Origin of the sequence: Pseudomonas sp. SORGH_AS_0211, from assembly GCF_031453455.1 — a bacterium.
In the GTDB taxonomy this organism is placed as follows: domain Bacteria; phylum Pseudomonadota; class Gammaproteobacteria; order Pseudomonadales; family Pseudomonadaceae; genus Chryseomonas; species Chryseomonas aestiva.
This window is the reverse complement of sequence record NZ_JAVIZV010000001.1, coordinates 2,023,269-2,039,946: the sequence shown is the minus strand read 5'-3', so window position 1 is coordinate 2,039,946 and position 16,678 is coordinate 2,023,269. Positions and strand designations below refer to the sequence as shown.

13 protein-coding genes are annotated in these 16,678 nt (G+C 67.8%); 8 read left to right on the top strand and 5 right to left on the bottom strand.

Going from position 1 to position 16,678, the window contains the following annotated elements:
* Positions 1-12: 12 nt before the first annotated feature.
* Positions 13-954, bottom strand: coding sequence for a ubiquinol oxidase subunit II (locus tag QE393_RS09530; protein WP_310043172.1), 942 nt, complete (start codon positions 952-954; stop codon positions 13-15).
* A 120-nt stretch (positions 955-1,074) separates the two neighbouring features.
* Entirely contained in the window at positions 1,075-1,974 is a 900-nt protein-coding gene (locus QE393_RS09525; protein WP_310043171.1) for a LysR family transcriptional regulator, read from the bottom strand.
* A 146-nt stretch (positions 1,975-2,120) separates the two neighbouring features.
* Here QE393_RS09525 and QE393_RS09520 point away from each other — a divergent pair, with 146 nt between their 5' ends.
* The 3 genes from QE393_RS09520 to QE393_RS09510 all read left to right on the top strand — a co-directional run bounded on the left by QE393_RS09520 (position 2,121) and on the right by QE393_RS09510 (position 6,006).
* A complete protein-coding gene (locus QE393_RS09520; RefSeq protein WP_310043168.1) occupies positions 2,121-3,200 on the top strand; it encodes a 4-oxalomesaconate tautomerase in 1,080 nt (359 codons plus the stop codon).
* A gap of 64 nt (positions 3,201-3,264) precedes the next feature.
* The gene (gene dctA / locus QE393_RS09515) at positions 3,265-4,578 is read left to right on the top strand and encodes a C4-dicarboxylate transporter DctA (RefSeq protein ID WP_310043166.1); all 1,314 of its coding nucleotides are present in this window, start codon (positions 3,265-3,267) and stop codon (positions 4,576-4,578) included.
* Between the two features lie 114 nt (positions 4,579-4,692).
* Positions 4,693-6,006, top strand: a complete 1,314-nt coding sequence (locus QE393_RS09510; RefSeq protein ID WP_310043163.1) for a citrate:proton symporter — start codon at positions 4,693-4,695, stop codon at positions 6,004-6,006.
* Positions 6,007-6,023: 17 nt separating this feature from the next.
* Here QE393_RS09510 and QE393_RS09505 read toward each other — a convergent pair whose 3' ends face one another.
* Positions 6,024-6,812, bottom strand: a complete 789-nt coding sequence (locus QE393_RS09505; RefSeq protein ID WP_310043162.1) for a substrate-binding domain-containing protein — start codon at positions 6,810-6,812, stop codon at positions 6,024-6,026.
* Between the two features lie 151 nt (positions 6,813-6,963).
* Here QE393_RS09505 and QE393_RS09500 point away from each other — a divergent pair, with 151 nt between their 5' ends.
* From QE393_RS09500 to QE393_RS09490, 3 genes are all read left to right on the top strand, one after another.
* Positions 6,964-7,641 carry a response regulator transcription factor gene (locus QE393_RS09500; protein ID WP_133860753.1) on the top strand — a complete coding sequence of 226 codons (678 nt, stop codon included), beginning with the start codon at positions 6,964-6,966 and terminating at the stop codon, positions 7,639-7,641.
* Positions 7,619-8,992 carry a HAMP domain-containing sensor histidine kinase gene (locus QE393_RS09495; RefSeq protein WP_310043159.1) on the top strand — a complete coding sequence of 458 codons (1,374 nt, stop codon included), beginning with the start codon at positions 7,619-7,621 and terminating at the stop codon, positions 8,990-8,992. The genes QE393_RS09500 and QE393_RS09495 overlap by 23 nt, the downstream gene beginning before the upstream one ends.
* A 101-nt stretch (positions 8,993-9,093) precedes the next feature.
* On the top strand, positions 9,094-10,383 hold the full coding sequence (locus tag QE393_RS09490; protein WP_310043157.1) for a D-alanyl-D-alanine carboxypeptidase family protein: 1,290 nt from the start codon (positions 9,094-9,096) through the stop codon (positions 10,381-10,383).
* A 15-nt stretch (positions 10,384-10,398) separates the two neighbouring features.
* Here the strand turns inward: QE393_RS09490 and QE393_RS09485 are convergent, their stop codons facing one another.
* On the bottom strand, positions 10,399-11,364 hold the full coding sequence (locus QE393_RS09485) for an alpha/beta hydrolase (RefSeq protein WP_273806285.1): 966 nt from the start codon (positions 11,362-11,364) through the stop codon (positions 10,399-10,401).
* Positions 11,365-11,641: 277 nt separating this feature from the next.
* Between QE393_RS09485 and QE393_RS09480 the strand changes: the two genes are divergently transcribed.
* The gene (locus QE393_RS09480; protein WP_310043156.1) at positions 11,642-12,634 is read left to right on the top strand and encodes a helix-turn-helix transcriptional regulator; all 993 of its coding nucleotides are present in this window, start codon (positions 11,642-11,644) and stop codon (positions 12,632-12,634) included.
* An 88-nt stretch (positions 12,635-12,722) separates the two neighbouring features.
* A complete protein-coding gene (locus QE393_RS09475; RefSeq protein WP_310043154.1) occupies positions 12,723-13,655 on the top strand; it encodes a transporter in 933 nt (310 codons plus the stop codon).
* A gap of 9 nt (positions 13,656-13,664) precedes the next feature.
* On the opposite strand, the gene QE393_RS09470 is transcribed toward QE393_RS09475, so the two are convergent.
* The gene (locus QE393_RS09470; protein WP_405046240.1) at positions 13,665-16,586 is read right to left on the bottom strand and encodes a PAS domain-containing protein; all 2,922 of its coding nucleotides are present in this window, start codon (positions 16,584-16,586) and stop codon (positions 13,665-13,667) included.
* Between the last annotated feature and the right edge of the window lie 92 nt (positions 16,587-16,678).

Below are 16,678 nucleotides of genomic sequence, written 5' to 3'. Positions count from 1 at the left end.
AGGGCCGAGGAATCAGTCATGGGTGGCTCCCTGGAAGGTGGCGCAGGTGGGTACCGGGTCCTGGCGATAGCGTGCCAGCACCCAGGCGAAGAGGGCGGTTTGGGTCAGGCGCAGCTGGGCGGCCTGCTCCAGGGTGCCGGGCCGGGCCAGCACCTGGTAGTGGGCGCAGTCCAGGGCCTCGCGGGCCTGACCGACCTGTCGGGTCCAGGCCTGGAAATCCGCCTCCGCCAGCACCCGTATCGGGAAGTGCTGGTCCTGGAAACCTTCGCCGCTGTACTGGGCATTGCGGCCCTCGAACTGGCCGGGCGCCGGAATCTGCAGATAGCGCTGGGTCTGCATGCCGGCCATGGCGTAGATCTGGCCGCCCAGGCGCGGCAGCAGCAACGATTGCATCACCGTATCGCTGGTGAGCCTGAGCTGTACCGGCCGCCCCGCCGGCAAGACCAGCTCATTGACCGTGGCGATGCCCTGTTCGGGATAGAGGAACAGCCACTTCCAGTCCAGGCCGATCACCTGGATCTCCAGCGGCGTCACGCCGGGCGTCGGTGAGCGATAGGGGTCCAGGCTGTGGGTGCGGGTCCAGACCAGCACCGCCAGCACCGCGACGATCAGCGCCGGCACGCCCCAGGCGAAGACGTCCAGCAACCAGGAGAATTCCCAGCGCGGCCGGTAGGCGGCACGGTCATTGCCGTGGCGATAGCGCCAGACGATCAGCGGGGTGAGCAGGATCACCGGCAGCACCACCACCAGCGCCAGGCCGACGATCCACAGCAGCAGGTCGCGTTCGCCGCTGGCGGCGAGGCCGGCCGGGGCGAGAAAGCCGTGCTGCAGCGGCGAACAGCCCGTGAGCGAAGCGGCGAGCAGCAGCCCGGCCAGCGCTCCGACGACGGAGCGGCGCTTCGAGGTGCTCCCCGGGCAAGGAGAAGAACGATGCGACTTCAGCGCAAGGGACATGAGCGGTCCTGACCGTAACCAGTTGTTGCAGCCAACAGACCGCCCGAGGGGGCGCGACGTTCACTGGATACTGGCGCTTGGCCGCTGCCGTTCAGGGCAGGGGGGCGTGGATGGCGCGGACTAGGGCTGTTCGGTCTGCCACTGGCCGAGCAGGATGGCGACGAATTTTTCCGCGGCGGGCGACAGCGAGGCGCCGCGGCGCGAGACCAGGCCGAGGGTGCGGGTCACTTCCGGATCGGTGAGGGGCACGCTGACCAGGGTCGGGTGGTCGGCGTCCGGCATGGCCAGGCTGGGCATGGCCGAGACGCCGAGGCCGGCTTCCACCATGCCCAGGGAGGTGGACAGGTGTTGCACCTCATAGAACCACTTGGGGCGAATGCCCCGCGCGGAGAGGGCATGGTCGAGCAGCACCCGGTTGCCGCTCAGGCGCCCCACGCCGATCAGCCGGTGCTCGACCAGCTCGGCCCAGCTGATCGACGGGCGTCCGGCCAGTTCGTGGTCACGCCGACAGGCCAGCACGAATTGCTCCTGCACCAGCGGCACGAATTCGATGTCCGGGTGCTGGCCGCTGAGCATGTTGATACCGAAGTCGGCCTCGCCGCGCAGTACGGCCTCCAGGCCGTCATTGGCGCTGAGGTCCAGCAGGCGGATGCGGATCTTGGGGTATTGCTCGTTGTACTGGCGGATCACCGAGGGCAGGAAGTAGAAGGCCGCGGTGGGGATGCAGGCCAGGGTGACCTGGCCGGTCTGGCGCTCGGCCAGTTCGCGGATGCTGAGGATGGAATCCTCGAAGTCGTCCAGCAGGCGGCGCGCCTTGGGCAGGAAATCGCGGCCGACGCTGGTGAGGCCGACGCGACGAGTGGTGCGTTCGAGCAACGGCGTGCCCAGGCCGTCTTCCAGCTTCTTGATGCGCCGGCTCAAGGCCGGCTGCGACAGGTGCAGGGCGTCGGCGGCCTCATGGAAGCTGCCCAGTTCGGCGATTTTCACGAAAGATCGAATGTCTTGCAGCTCGTAGTCCATGATTGCCCTTTCTCGGAACCTCGGCGTCATTGATTATCCAATCGGAATAATAGCGCTGATATTTGCATTGGATAGATTTATATCCGGCTGCCAATCTTGCCTCCAGAACATCAATAACCGCTATTGATCAACAAGAGTCAGCAGTCATGCAACGTATTCCCTGCGTTCTCATGCGAGGCGGCACCTCCAAGGGCCCCTTCTTCCTCGCCAGCGACCTGCCCAGCGATCCCGTCCAGCGCGACGAGATGCTGATCGACCTCATGGGTGCCGGTCACGAACTGGAAATCGACGGCATTGGTGGCGGCAGCCCCCAGACCAGCAAGGTCGCCATCATCAGCCCGTCCAGCCATCCCGCTGCCGACGTGGACTATCTCTTCGTCCAGGTGATGGTCGCCGAGCGCCGCGTCGATACCGCGCCCAACTGCGGCAACATGCTCTGTGCCGTGGGTCCCTTCGCCGTGGAGCAGGGGCTGGTCGCCGCTGAAGACGGCAAGACCCTGGTGCGCATCCGCAACCTCAACACCAACAGCTTCGTCGACTCGCGGGTGCACACGCCCGGCGGCCTGGTGCGCTATGAAGGCGACACCGCCATCGACGGCGTGCCCGGCACCGCCGCGCCGGTGCAGCTGACCTTTCTCGACGCCGTGGGCAGCAAGACCGGCAAGCTGTTTCCCACCGGCCAGGCCACCGATGTCTTCGATGGCGTGCCGGTGACCTGCATCGACATGGCCATGCCGATGATGATCGTCGACGCCCGCTACCTGGGCGTGACCGGCAGCGAGCGGCCGGCCGAACTGGACGCCAACGCGGCGCTGCTGGCGCGGCTGGAAGACCTGCGTCTGCAGGCGGGTCGGGCCATGGGCCTGGGCGATGTCAGCGGCAAGGTGATCCCCAAGCCGGTGCTGATCTCCGCGCCGCAGCATGGCGGCACCCTGCAGGTCCGCTATTTCATGCCGCACAGCTGCCACCGGGCGCTGGCCATCACCGGCTCGATCGGCCTGGCCACCGCCTGCGTCACCGCGGAAACGGTGGTGATGGCGCTACTGGGCGAGTCGGCGCGTGACCTCACCGACGTCCGCCTGGAGCATCCGAGCGGCGGGATCGACGTGGTGCTGTCGCGCGGCGGCGCGGACGGCACTACCATCCAGGCCTCGGTCGTCCGGACCGCGCGCCGCCTGTTCGCCGGCCATGTCTATGCGCCCACCGCGCGGAGGCTCGCCGGCTGATTTGACGCCCCAAGAACCCACCCCCACTAGCGCATCCGCACAACTTCAATAAACGGTGATGCCCATGAAACTTGCCAAATCGCTGTACTTCCAGATCCTCTGCGCCGTGGTCCTCGGGGTGCTGGTCGGTCACTTCTGGGCGCAACAGGCCGTTGCGCTCAAGCCTCTGGGTGACGCCTTCATCAAGCTGATCAAGATGATGATCGCCCCGGTGGTGTTCTGCACCATTGTCACCGGCATCGCCGGCATGACCGACAAGAGCACCCTGGGTCGGCTGATGGGCAAGACGCTGCTGCTATTCCTGGTGCTCACCGTCATCAGCCTGTTCATCGGCCTCGGCGCGGTCTATCTGTTCCAGCCCGGCGTGGGCATGAACATCGATCCCGCGACCCTGAGCACCGCCAGCATCGCCCAGTACACGGCGTCGGCGGCCAAGCTCAGCGTGGTGGACTTCTTCATGCACATCATCCCGGACACCTTCATGGGGGCGTTCAACAAGGGTGAGGTGCTGCCGGTGCTGTTCATCGCCGTGCTCTGCGGCTTCGCGCTGTCCGCCATGGGCGAGCGCGGCCGGCCGGTGCTGGATGTGCTGGAGTCGGCGTCGCAGATGGTCTTTCGCATCTTCGGCTACCTGATGCGCTTCGCGCCGGTGGGTGCCTTTGGCGCCCTGGCCTTTACCGTGGGCCAGTACGGCATCACCTCGCTGGGTTCCCTGGCCAAGCTGATCGCCACCCTCTACATCGCCTGCGCCTTCTTCGTCTTCGTGGTGCTGGGCGCGCTGTGCCGCTCGCGCGGCTTCAGCCTGTGGAAGCTGCTGCGCTACTTCCGCGAGGAGTTCCTGGTGGTGCTCGGCACCTCGTCCACCGAGCCGGTGCTGCCGCGCATGCTGCAGAAGCTCGAAGGCCTGGGCTGCAAGAAGGGCGTGGTCGGCCTGGTGCTGCCCACCGGCTACTCCTTCAACCTGGACGGCACCGCCATCTACCTGTCGCTGGCCGCGGTCTTCATCGCCCAGGCCTGCAACATCGACCTCACCCTCGGCCAGACCCTGACCATGCTGGCGATCATGCTGCTGTCCTCCAAGGGTGCGGCAGGGGTGACCGGCAGCGGCTTCGTTGCCCTGGCCTCGACCCTCACCGTGATCCATGACATTCCCCTGGCCGGTCTGGCCCTGCTCATCGGCATCGACCGTTTCATGTCCGAGGCCCGCGCCCTGACCAGCCTGGCCAGCAACGCCGTGGCCACGGTGGTGATCGCCCTGGGCGAGGACGCCTGCGATCGCGAGCAGCTGCTGCGTACCCTGGCCAGTGGCAAGGCCGAACCCCTGGCCACCCCCGACGCCGTCGAATGGACCGCGCCGGATGTTCGTCCCCACGCCTGATAGACCCGACCGCAACACCGCTGCAGTCCCACCTCCGCGCCGTCAGCTGGCCGGAGGCGGGGATCGGCTGGCCCGCGTCCGGCCAGACCCACGACAAGAACAAGGGATATGCCCATGCTCGCGCTTCTCGGTCTGATCATGGTGGTGACCTTCACCTACCTGATCATGAGCAAACGTCTGTCGCCCATCGTGGCGCTCACCGTGGTGCCCATCGTCTTCGCTCTCATCGGTGGCTTCGCCCCCACCACCGGCAAGATGATGCTCGATGGCCTGAAGATGGTGGCGCCCTCGGCGGCGCTGCTGCTGTTCGCCATTCTCTTCTTCGGGCTGATGATCGACGCCGGGCTGTTCGATCCGCTGATCCGCAAGATCCTCAAGCGGGTCAACGGCGATCCGGTGAAGATCGCCATCGGCACCGCGCTGCTCTCGCTGCTGGTGGCTCTGGACGGCGACGGCACCACCACCTACATGATCACCTGCGCGGCCATGCTGCCGCTGTACAAGCGCATCGGCATGAACCCCATGGTGCTGGCGACGGTGTCCATGCTCTCGCTGAGCATCATGAGCGGCATGAGTCCCTGGGGCGGCCCGGCCACCCGCGCCATCGCCGCGCTGGGGCTGGACGCCACCGCCTACTTCATTCCCATGCTGCCCACGGTGATCGGCGGGGCGGCCTGGGTGGTCTTCACCGCCTTCCTGCTCGGTCGCCGCGAACGCGCGCGGATCGGCAACGTCGCCCTGGAAAGCGGCGGGGCGGCGGGCGGCAAGTGCTATATCGAGGAGATCCTCGGCGATGCGCCGACCAAGCGGCCGCGACTGGCCTACGTCAATCTGGTGCTGGTGATCGCGGTGATGACCGCCCTGGTCATGGGCGTGATGCACGCGGCCATCCTGTTCATGATCGGCTTCGTGCTGGCGCTGATGATCAACTACCCGCAGCTGGAGTTGCAGAAGGAGCGCATCCTGGCGCATTCCGGCAACGCCATGACCGTGGTGCTGCTGGTGTTCGCCGCGGGCATCTTCGCCGGCATCTTTTCCGGCACCAAGATGGTCGATGCCCTGGCCCAGACCCTGGTCGACTGGATTCCGCCGGCCTGGGGCCACTGGTTCCCGCTGGTGGTGGCCATCACCAGCATGCCGCTGACCTTCGTGCTGTCCAACGATGCCTACTACTTCGGCGTGGTGCCCATCCTGGCCAATGCCGCGGCGGCCTATGGGATCGATCCGGTGGAGATCGCCCGCGCCTCGGTGCTGGGCCAGCCGGTGCACCTGATGAGTCCGCTGGTGGCGTCGACCCTGCTGCTGGTGGGCATGGTCGACCGCGACATCGGCGACTTCCAGAAGGCCACCGTCAAATGGGCGGTACTCACCTCCCTGGTCATCACCGTGCTCGCCCTGGCCACCGGCGCCATTTCCTTCTTCGTCTGACGCCGGCGGCCTGGCCCTTATGGCTGGGCGGGGATGGGCTTGAGGCCGCTGTCCTGGATGGCCTTGGCGGCGTCCTTCGAGGCCAGGTACTGCAGCAGGGCGCGGGCCGCATCCGGGTGCATGCTCTTGCTGACCACGGCGCCGGAATAGAGGGTCATCTTCTGCGCCTGGTCGGGGATCAGGCCGACGATGTCGATCCCCTGCACCGGCTTCAACTCGCTCAGTTGCTGGAAGCCCAGCTGCGCGTCACCCCGGGCGACGACTTCGCCCACCGGCTCGGCGGGGATCATGCGCGCCTTGGCCTTGAAGGCATCGCTCAGCTGCATGCGGGGGAACAGGATGTGCGCCAGGTAGACGCCGCTGGCGCTGTCGGAATAGGCCACCGACTGGGCGCTTTCCAGGCTCTGCTTGAAAGCCTCCATGGTGGAGATGTCCGGCTTGGGCGCGCCCTTGCGCACCGCCAGGGCGATGAACGACTGGCCCAGGTCGACGCGGCTGTCCTTGAGCGCCTGACCGTTGGCGACCAGCTTGTCCAGCGCCGAACCCACCATCAGCACCACGTCGGCCGACTCGCCCCGGGCCAGGCGCTGGGGGATGGCCTGGGGCGTGTCGCCCATGGATGGCGCGGCGGCGATGTCCAGTTTCACGCCGGTGGCCTTTTCATAGGCCGGGGCGACTTCGCGGATGGCGCCCATGATGCCGCCCGAGCTCAGCACCGTGAGGGTGGTGACGGGTTGTGCGGCCAGCAGCGGCGTGGAGGCCAGCAGCAGGGCGCCAAGGGCGAGGGTGGGCAGACGTCGAAACATGGTGAGAACTCCAGGGTGAAAAGACCGACGATAGACCGCCGGCAGGGCGGAAGCGCGTTAGTCCGAATGAAGAAAAATTTAATTTACCGGCCTGGGCGTTTTCCCTAGGGTGTCCGGTCTGCCAGACCGGGCGCCAGATCCAGAGGCCATCATGACCCAGGCTTTGGTCATCGAAGACGACGAGGTGACCGCCCACGCCATCGCCAGCGAATTGCAGGCGCAAGACTATCAGGTACGCTGGGAACGCACCGGCCGCGACGGGCTGGCCGCGGCCATCGCCGGCGGCCACGACATCATCACCCTCGACCGCATGCTGCCGGACTTCGATGGCCTGACCATCGTCAGCACCTTGCGCGGCCTCGGCATCGCCACCCCGGTGCTGATGCTCAGCGCCCTGTCCGATGTCGACGAGCGCGTCCGCGGCCTGAGATGCGGTGGTGACGACTACCTGACCAAGCCCTTTTCCCTGGTGGAGATGATGGCCCGCCTGGAGGCGCTGCTCAGGCGGCCGGCCGCCCAGTCCGCCAGCCACCAGTTGCGGGTGGGCGAGTTGACCCTGGACCTGATCGACAACACCCTGACCCGTGCCGGCGAGGCCATCGCCTTGCTGCCCACCGAATTCAAGATCCTCACCTACCTGATGCGCAACGCCGGGCAACTGGTGACCCGCACCATGCTCTTCGAGCAGGTCTGGGGCTATCACTTCGACCCGGGCACCAACATCATCGACGTGCACATGGGGCGGCTCAGACGCAAGATCGAGCGGGCGGGGCGGCCGCTGGTGCATACCGTCCGTGGAGCCGGCTATGTCCTCGTCGTCCCGGACTAGGCGCTGGCGTTCGGGCAGCAGCCGCCTGCTGGCGCTCTATGCGTTGCTCTTCGTGGCCTGGGGCGCGGTCTTCACCGGGGTGCTCTACTGGCAGATCTCCGGCTACCTGGGCGCGGTGGCGGAACGCACCCTGCTGCAGCGGGCGCACTACTACGGCAAGGTGGCCGACGCCGACCTGCTGGGGGAGCTGCAGGCCAGCGAGGTCTATTCCATGCCCGGTATCGACGCCTACGGCCTGTTCGAGGCCGATGGTCGCTATGTCGCCGGCAACCTGGTCAAACTGCTGCGCAACCTGCCAGACGACGGTCGGGTGCACTACCTGCAGCGCGGCCTCCGGACCACCGACGCCCTGGACGAGACGCGTAGCAGCCATGCCTTTCTGCAGCGCCGCGCCGACGGTCGCATCCTGGTGCTGGCCCGCGACGGCGGCTCCATCTCGGCGGTGGGCGGCATCATCGGCCAGGCGCTGTTCTGGGGACTGTCGCTGACGCTGATCCCCGGACTGGTCGGCTGGCACCTGCTGCGGCGACGACCGCTGCGGCGCGTCGAGCGACTGCAACGCAGCCTGGAACGGATCGTCGCCGGTCACCTGGAAGAACGCCTGCCGCTATCGCCGCGGCACGACGAGCTGGACATGCTGGCCGATGCGGTCAATACCACCCTGGCGCAGCTGGAGCGCTCGATGCACGAGGTGAAGGGCGTCTGCGACGGCATCGCCCATGACCTGCGCACCCCGCTGACCCGGCTGCGGGCGCGCCTGCACCAGCTGCAGCAGTTGCCGCTGGCCGAACCCCAGGCCGACAGCCTCGGCGAGGCGCTGGCCGAGACCGAGGCCATCATGTCGCGCTTCCAGGGCCTGCTGCGCATCTCCGAGCTGGAGGACACCCGGCGGCGCATGGCCTTCGCGCCCCTGGACCTGGCGGCGCTGCTGCGCCAGGCCCATGACTTCTACGAACCCCTGGCCCAGGAAAAGGCCCAGACCCTGAGCCTGGAACTGGGCGAGGAGTTGCCGGAGGTGCAGGGTGACGCCGAGTTGCTGTTCGAGGCGCTGGTCAATCTGCTCGACAACGCCCTCAAGTTCGCCCCCGAGGGCGGCCGGGTGCGCCTGGTGGCGCGCGCGGTCGGCCTGACGGTGCGCATCGAGGTGGTCGACGACGGCCCCGGCATTCCCGAGGCCGAGCGCGAGAGTGTGCTGCGGCGGCTCTATCGCGGCGATGCCAGTCGCCAGCAGCCCGGCTACGGTCTGGGCCTGTCGCTGGTGGCGGCCATCGTCCGCCTGCATGGTTTCAGCCTGAACATCGAGACGGCCGAGCCGCGGGGAGCGCGGGTGGTCATCACCAGCGCCGGCTGAGGCGCGGCTTCCTAAATTTTTCTTCACTTTCCTTCATTTGAGACCGGGGCAGGGCGCTCCCAGGATGGCGGGCCTCCACTGCCACACCGGATCTGCCGCTCGTGAAACACCCCTTGCTCTGCCTCGGTCTCGCTGCCCTGGGTCTCGCCTGGCTCGGCCAGGTCGAGGCTGCGCCCGCCGCTGCGCACGCCGCTGCACCCGCCGCTGCGCCCGCCGCTGCGCACGCCGCTGCACCCGCCGCTGCGCCCGCCGCTGCGCACGCCGCTGCACCCGCCGCTGCGCACGCCGCTGCGCACGCCGCCAATGTGCTGATTCCTTCGCCACCCCAGCTCTCGGCCAAGGCCTGGGTGCTGATGGATGCCACCACCGGCCAGGTGATCGCCGAGGAGGATTCCCATGAGCACCTGCCGCCAGCCAGCCTGACCAAGTTGATGACCGTCTATGTGGCGACCCGTGACATCCAGGCCGGCCAGCTCAAGGCCGACGACAAGGTCACCGTCAGCGAGCACGCCTGGCGCACCGAGGGCTCGCGGATGTTTCTCGATCCGCGCACCCCGGTATCGGTCCACGATCTCCTGCAGGGCATCGTCATCGATTCGGGCAACGACGCCAGCGTGGCCCTGGCCGAGCACATCGCCGGCAGCAACGAGAGCTTCGCCAGCCTGATGAACGCCACGGCCCAGCGCCTCGGCCTGCACGACAGCCACTTCATGAATCCCACCGGGCTGCCCGACCCCGAGCACTTCTCCTCACCCTACGACATGGCGCTGCTGGCGCGCGCCATCATCCAGGACGAGTCGGCCTACTATGAGCTCTATGCCAGGAAGTACTTCACCTGGAACGGTATCCGCCAGCCCAATCGCAACCTGCTGCTCTGGCGCGATCACACCGTGGACGGCCTCAAGACCGGGCATACCGAGGCGGCCGGCTACTGCATGGTGACCTCGGCGCTGCGCGACGGACGCCGGCTGATCACCGCGGTATTCGGTTCCAACTCCATCAACAACCGTGCGGCGGACACCCAGAAGCTGCTGACCTATGGCTATCGCTTCTTCGACAACCTGACCCTCGACAAGGCCGGCGTCGCTCTGGGCACCCCGGCGGTCTGGGAGGGCGAGCGGGCGAGCCTGCCGGTGGGCGTGACCCAGGACGTGGTCCTGACCCGACCCAAGGGCCAGCAACCGCCCGAGCGCCGCCTGGTGCTGGACGAGCCGCTGGTGGCGCCCATCGCCCAGGGCGCCGTGGTCGGCCACCTGGAGCTGGTGGACGACGAGCGCATTCTGCAGACTCGCCCGCTGGTGGCCCTGGAGGCGGTGGAGCAGGGCGGCTGGTGGTCGCGCTGGCCGCAGCACCTCTACCGGCTGGTGCTGCACTGGTTCGGCCGGATCTGACCCGCGGGGGCGGATTCAGTCCGCCTGCTGCAGATGTTCACGCAGGAAGGCGTTCATCCGCTCCAGCGTCCAGCGCACACCTGGCAGCACCCCGAGCATCTCGATGAAGCCGTGGATCATGCCCGGCAGCTCGTGGTACTCCACGGCGTTGCCGGCACCGATCAGCGCCTGGGCATAAAGGCGGGCGTCGTCGCGCAGGGCGTCGCATTCGGCGCCGAAGATCAGTGCCGGCGGCAGGTTGGCGTGGGAGGTGGCATAGAGCGGCGAGACGCGTGGGTCGCGGGTATCCACGTCGCGCAGATACATCCCGGAGAAGTAATCCATCATCGGCCGGGTCAGCGGCGGGACCTTGGCATTCTCGATGCGCGAGGGGTGATTCCAGGCTTCGGGCGTGTTGTCGACGCCGGGATAGATCAGCACCTGGGCCTTGAGCGCGAGCGGTCCTTCGCGCAGGTGCAGCGCGGCCATGGCCGCCAGGCCGCCGCCGGCGCTGTCGCCGGCTACCGCGACGCGGTCGAGATCGAGGTGGAAGGCGCCGCCGGCCTCGGCCAGCCAGTGCAGGACGGCCAGCACATCGTCGGGACTCGCTGGTGCCGGGTGCTCGGGGGCGAGGGCATAGTGCACCGCCAGCACCGCATGGCCGGTACCCAGGGCGATCTGGCGGCAGAGCGAGTCATGGCTGTCCAGGTCGCCGATCACCCAGCCACCGCCGTGCAGATAGACCACCAGCGGGCGGGGTCGATCGTCTTCCGCGTAGGGCCGGTACAGGCGCAGCGGGATGGGGCCGAGGGGACCGGGAGCGTTGAGCTCGTCCACCCGCGTCACCGCTGCCGGCGGCAGGCCGAGGGCGCGATTCAGCTGCACATAGGCGGCGCGCGCCTGCTCCGGGGTGAGGCTGTCCAGCGGCGGCTGCGGGTGGGCGGCCAGCTGCGCCAGCAGGCCGGCAACCTCGGGAGTGAGGCGCGCGAAGACGTCGTGCATGGGGCTTCTCCTGTGGTCCCGGGCGCCAGGATGGAGGCCGGGTCGCCGCCAGCCTCGCCGGAGCGCCCGGGCGGGTCTATCGATCAGATGAACGATGGCGACCGGCGTTGGACCGCGGCTCGCGCGCGGCCGTGGCGCGGGCGCGCCGCTGGCAGAGGGCGGCCTATCCTGCATCTGAACGATAGGCGCACCGTCCCGCTACGGTAAACTCGGACCCAAGCCAGGCCCTCCTGAGGCCGGCGTTCTACCCAACGACAATCAGAACAATGGGGGTAGCATGGATCAGTCAGCCGTCCTTTCCTGCAGTGTACCCAGCGCGGTGGTCGCTCGCTTCAGCCAGGTCGTCCTGGCGCTGCAAGCCCGTCTGCGTGGCGGGGCCATCACCGAATTCCATGCCCAGGCCCTGGAGCAGCTGCAGCGCCTGGTCGCCTTCGACAAGGCCTGGTGGGGAAATTCCGCCTGGCGTGACGGCGCTCCCGTGGCGCACAGCACCTTCCTGCTGGGGCTGCCTCGCAGCTATACCCGGGAATGGGATGCCCTCAAGGCCGACGACCGCGCCCTAGGCGACCTGCATCAGGAACAGGGCCGCTGTCAGCTGTTCGATTGCCGGGACCGGACGGCCGCACCAACCCTGGCTGCCCTGGGGCAGCGGTATGGCCTGGCCCATGGCCTGCGCATCGTGCTCACCGATGACCAGACCCGCCTGGGCGTGCACCTCACGCTGTTCCGCGAGGATCCCGCCACGCCTTTCACCGCGCTGGAATGCCAGCTGGTGGAATGGCTGATGCCACACCTGCTGCATGCCGAGCGCGAGAGCTGCCTGCGCACCCTGGCGACCCTAAGGGACAGCCAGGGCAGCTTCGACGAAACAGCCCTGGCGGTGTGCGATCGCTATGGCGTGCTGCTGTCCATGGAGCCCGGCTTCGCCGCCCTGCTGGCCGGGGAGTGGGAGGGTTGGCACGGCAATCGCCTGCCGCCCGCCTGTGATCCCCAGGGCACCTACCAGGGTCGCACCCTGCAGCTCGATGCCCAGCCGCTCGGCGATCTGCTGCTGCTCAAGGCGCGCCGGCGCAGTTCGGCGGAACGCCTCAGTGCCCGTGAACTGGAAGTGGCCCAGTGCTTCGCCCTCGGCCAGACCTACAAGGAAGTCGCCCGCAACCTGGGCATGGCGCCGGCCACGGTCCGCCATCACCTGAGGCGCATCTACGAGAAGCTCGGCGTCAACCGCAAGGCGCAGATCGCGCAACAGGTCGCCGCCGCGCCGGACTGATCCTCCCCTGATCCCTATGCCAAGACCGGGCGCTCGCGCACCCGGTGAGGCCTCGCTCGCCCGCTCGAATGTCCTGAGGAATCCTGCCATGCCGTCTCTGCCCGGAATGCTGACCCGCGCCGCCGTCCTGTCGCTCGCCGCGCTGGCCACCACCGCCCACGCCACCGAAAAGGGCATGCCGACCACCGCGGCCGGCGTGCAGGACTTCGGCGCCGGCTTCATGCCGCCGTCGACGCCCGTCGGCACCTTCGGCATGCGCTTCAGCGACTACCAGGCACGAGTGATCAAGGACAGCCATGGCCGGGACGATGGCAACGATTTCAACATCAATGTCCTGGCCATCGGCCTGGCCTACCTGCGCATGACCGACCAGCAGCTGTTCGGTGCGCGCTACGGCTTCGGTGCGGTCTCGGTGTTCTTTCGCATGGACGCCGATCTCGGCATCAACGTCGGCGGGCAGCGGGTGTTCAGCGACAGCGCCGAGCTGTTCCGCCCGGCGGATCTGCAGCTGATTCCGCTGATCCTCGCCTGGGAGCCGGCGCCCGGCGTGGGCATCAACACCCAGCTGTCGATCCAGGCACCTACCGGCGACTATGACAAGAATCGGCTGGTCAGCCCCGGGACCAACCACTGGACGGTCTCGCCGATCCTCAACGCCAGCTACATCAGCCCGAGCGGACTGGAGCTGTCGTCCAGCTTCCAGGTCGACATCAATGCGCGCAACGCGGCCACCGACTATCGCAGCGGGGTGGAATATCGCCACGAATTCGCCGTCGGCCAGCACCTCGGTCCCTGGACCGTGGGGCTGGGCGGCGGCTACTACCGCCAGCTCAGCGACGACGACGCCCCCGGCCTGACCCGCGGCAACCGTGCCCGGACGCTGGCCCTGGGTCCGGCGCTCAGCTTCTTCGACCCCGCCTCGGGCTTGCCGGCCATCTGGCTGCACGCCTACAGGGAATTCGAGACGCGCAACCGGGCGGAGGGCTATACCGTGGCGCTGAAAATCGGCGCCAGCTTCTAGAGCGGCGTGCTAGACGCCTAGCATCTCGCGTACCCGGGCCGCCAGGGTGTCCATGGCAAAGGGCTTGGTGAGGATTTCCATGCCCGGATCCAGATGCCCGTTGCCGATGGCGGCATTCTCGGCATAGCCGGTGATGAACAGGGTCTTGAGCCCCGGACGCGACTGGCGCCCCGCCTCAGCCATCTGCCGACCGTTCATGCCGCCGGGCAGGCCGACGTCGGTGATCAGCAGGTCGAGCGACACGTCCGATTGCAGGATCTTCAAGCCAGTGAGGCTGTCGGCCGCTTCGATCACCGCGTAACCGAGGTCTTCAAGGATATCCACGACCAGCATCCGCACCGTCGGCTCGTCGTCGACGATGAGCACCGTTTCGCCCTGGGTGCTACCGGCCACCTCCCGGCGCGCGGCCAGGCCTTCGTCGGCCGGCGCCTCGCCCAGGTAGCGCGGCAGATAGATGCACAGCGTGGTGCCCTGGTTGATCTCGGAGTAGAGCCGTACCTGGCCGCCGGACTGGCGCGCGAAGCCATAGATCATCGACAGGCCCAGGCCGGTGCCCTGGCCGATGGGCTTGGTGGTGAAGAACGGCTCGAACACCCGGGCCGCGACCTCCGGCGCGATGCCCACCCCGGTATCGGTCACGCACAGCGACAGGTACTGACCTTCCGGCAGATCCTGGGCGCGGGCGCTCTCGCGATCCATCCAGCGGTTGGCGGTCTCGATGGTGATGCGACCGCCCTCGGGCATGGCGTCGCGGGCATTGATGCAGAGATTGAGCAGTGAGTTCTCCAGCTGGCTGGGGTCCACCAGGGCCGGCCAGAGGCCCGCGGCGCCGACGGTTTCCACCTGGATGCCAGGCCCCACGGTACGCTGGATGAGTTCGGTGAGGCCATCGATCAGCTGGTTGACGTCCACTGGCCGCGGCGCCAGGGTCTGGCGCCGGGAAAAGGCCAGCAGCCGGTGGGTGAGGGCGGCGGCGCGCTTGGCCGCGCCCTGGGCGGCGATCAGGTAGCGATCGAGTTCGCGCAGCCGCCCCTGGGCGATGCGCGTCTCCATCAGTTCCAGGGCACCGGAGATACCGGCCAGCAGGTTGTTGAAATCGTGGGCAAGACCGCCGGTGAGCTGGCCGACCGCTTCCATCTTCTGCGACTGACGCAGCTTTTCCTCGGCTTGCATCAGCTCGGCCGAGCGTTCGGCCACCCGGATTTCCAGGGTCTCGTTGAGGGTACGCAAGGCGGCCAGAGCCTTGTCCCGCTCGGCTTCGATGGCCCGCCGCTCCTCGACGTCGATGAGCACCCCGGGAAAACGCAGCGGGGTGCCGTCGGCAGCGTGATCGACGCGGCCATTGGCCTCGATCCAGTAGTAGTTGCCGTCGGCGCGCCGTACCCGGTACTGGTGGGCGAAGGGACCGCTCTGGGCGATCACTCCGTCGATGGCCCGGGCGAGACCGTCCTTGTCGTCGGGGTGGACGTTGGCCACCACCTGGGCCAGGCTCAGGCCTTCGCGACCCAGGCGCGGATCGAGACCGAAGACCGTGGCGAAGGCTTCGTCCACGGTGAATCGGTCGGTGGGCAGGTCCCAGTGCCAGGTGCCGATGATGGCGCCGGCGGACAACGCCAGCTGCACCCGCTCGATGTTTTCCCGTGCCAGGGCCTCGCTGATGCGCAGCCGTTCCTCGGCGTTGCGCCGCTCGGTCACGTCACTGAAGAGGATGGCGATCTGGCGCTCGTCGGGATCGCCCACCCGTACGGCGCGAACATCGAACCAGCGCTCGAAGGTGTTGGCGTAGTTCTCGAAGGTCGCCGGCTCGCCGGTCTTGGCCACATGGCCGTAGGTCTCGAACCAGAACTGTTCCAGGTTGGGGGCGAATTCGGTCACCCACTTGCCACGCAGGTTGACCCCGGCCTGGCGCTCGAAGGCCGGGTTGGCTTCCAGGAAGCGGTAGTCGATGGGCTTGTCGTCGGCGTCGAACTTGACCTGGACGATGGCGAAGGCCGAACCGATGGTCTCGATGATGGCGCGAAAGCGTTCCTCGCTCTTGCGCAGGGCGGTCTCGGCCGTCTGCAGCTGGCTCATGTCCAGCAGGGCGCCGATCATCCGCAGCGGGCGCCCGTAGCTGTCGCGGATCACCCGGCCGCGGTCAAACACCAGCGCATAGGAGCCGTCGGCGCGCTGGAAGCGGTATTCATCGGTCCAGACCAGGCCGTCGCCGTCGATCACCGCATGGATGGAGGCCGCGATACGGGTGCGATCATCCGGGTGGATCCGGCTCAGCCACCAGTCGCTGGTCGATTCGACGGCGGTGGGGGTGTGGCCATAGGCCGTGTGCAGCGCCTCGTTCCAGAGCACCTTCCCGGAGGCGAAGTCCCAGTCCCAGATGGCATCGTTGGTGGCTTCGGCGACCAGGCGATAGCGTTCCTGGGTTTCCTTGAGCGCAAGGCCCGCCAGGTGTTCTTCGGTGCGGTCACGCAGGATCTTGACGAAGCCGAGGGGCTCGTCGTCGTCGTCGTTCAGCGCCATCATCTCGCCGGAAGCCCAGAAGCGCTGCCCGTCCTGGCGCAGGTGCCAGCGCTCGTCGATGGCGCTGCCGTCGCGCAGGGCCTTGGCCATCTCGTACTCGGCACGACGGTTGGCACGGTCCTCCGGAGTGAAGAAACGCGAGGCATCCTGGCCGATCATCTCTTGGGCGGTCCAGCCCATGACCTGCTCGGCACCAGGATTCCAGTCGGTAATGAGCCCCTCGGAGTCGCAGACCACGATGGCGAACTGGGTGGTGCTCTCCAGCACGGCGCGGCTGCGTGCCTTGCTGGGCCGGCGGACGGCGCCGGTCGGGGCCATGGCGCGGTCCTCGGTGGACAGCAGGGCGGCGCGCAAACGCAGGACTTCGGCTTCGAGTTCCTCGCGCGTCAGCGTTGCCAGGGGTGCCTCACTCATCTTGCAGGGGATCCTCGGGAGAAAGCGGTCTGGGGGCCATTCGACCACACGGACGGCAGAGTGTGGCGGCCTCGTGCGACGCACGATAGGCC

Coding starts and splice junctions, on each gene's coding strand:
- QE393_RS09530 (WP_310043172.1), bottom strand. CDS start 954: ATGTCCCTTGCGCTGAAGTCGCATCGTTCTTCTCCTTGCCCGGGGAGC.
- QE393_RS09525 (WP_310043171.1), bottom strand. CDS start 1,974: ATGGACTACGAGCTGCAAGACATTCGATCTTTCGTGAAAATCGCCGAA.
- QE393_RS09520 (WP_310043168.1), top strand. CDS start 2,121: ATGCAACGTATTCCCTGCGTTCTCATGCGAGGCGGCACCTCCAAGGGC.
- dctA (WP_310043166.1), top strand. CDS start 3,265: ATGAAACTTGCCAAATCGCTGTACTTCCAGATCCTCTGCGCCGTGGTC.
- QE393_RS09510 (WP_310043163.1), top strand. CDS start 4,693: ATGCTCGCGCTTCTCGGTCTGATCATGGTGGTGACCTTCACCTACCTG.
- QE393_RS09505 (WP_310043162.1), bottom strand. CDS start 6,812: ATGTTTCGACGTCTGCCCACCCTCGCCCTTGGCGCCCTGCTGCTGGCC.
- QE393_RS09500 (WP_133860753.1), top strand. CDS start 6,964: ATGACCCAGGCTTTGGTCATCGAAGACGACGAGGTGACCGCCCACGCC.
- QE393_RS09495 (WP_310043159.1), top strand. CDS start 7,619: ATGTCCTCGTCGTCCCGGACTAGGCGCTGGCGTTCGGGCAGCAGCCGC.
- QE393_RS09485 (WP_273806285.1), bottom strand. CDS start 11,364: ATGCACGACGTCTTCGCGCGCCTCACTCCCGAGGTTGCCGGCCTGCTG.
- QE393_RS09480 (WP_310043156.1), top strand. CDS start 11,642: ATGGATCAGTCAGCCGTCCTTTCCTGCAGTGTACCCAGCGCGGTGGTC.
- QE393_RS09475 (WP_310043154.1), top strand. CDS start 12,723: ATGCCGTCTCTGCCCGGAATGCTGACCCGCGCCGCCGTCCTGTCGCTC.
- QE393_RS09470 (WP_405046240.1), bottom strand. CDS start 16,586: ATGAGTGAGGCACCCCTGGCAACGCTGACGCGCGAGGAACTCGAAGCC.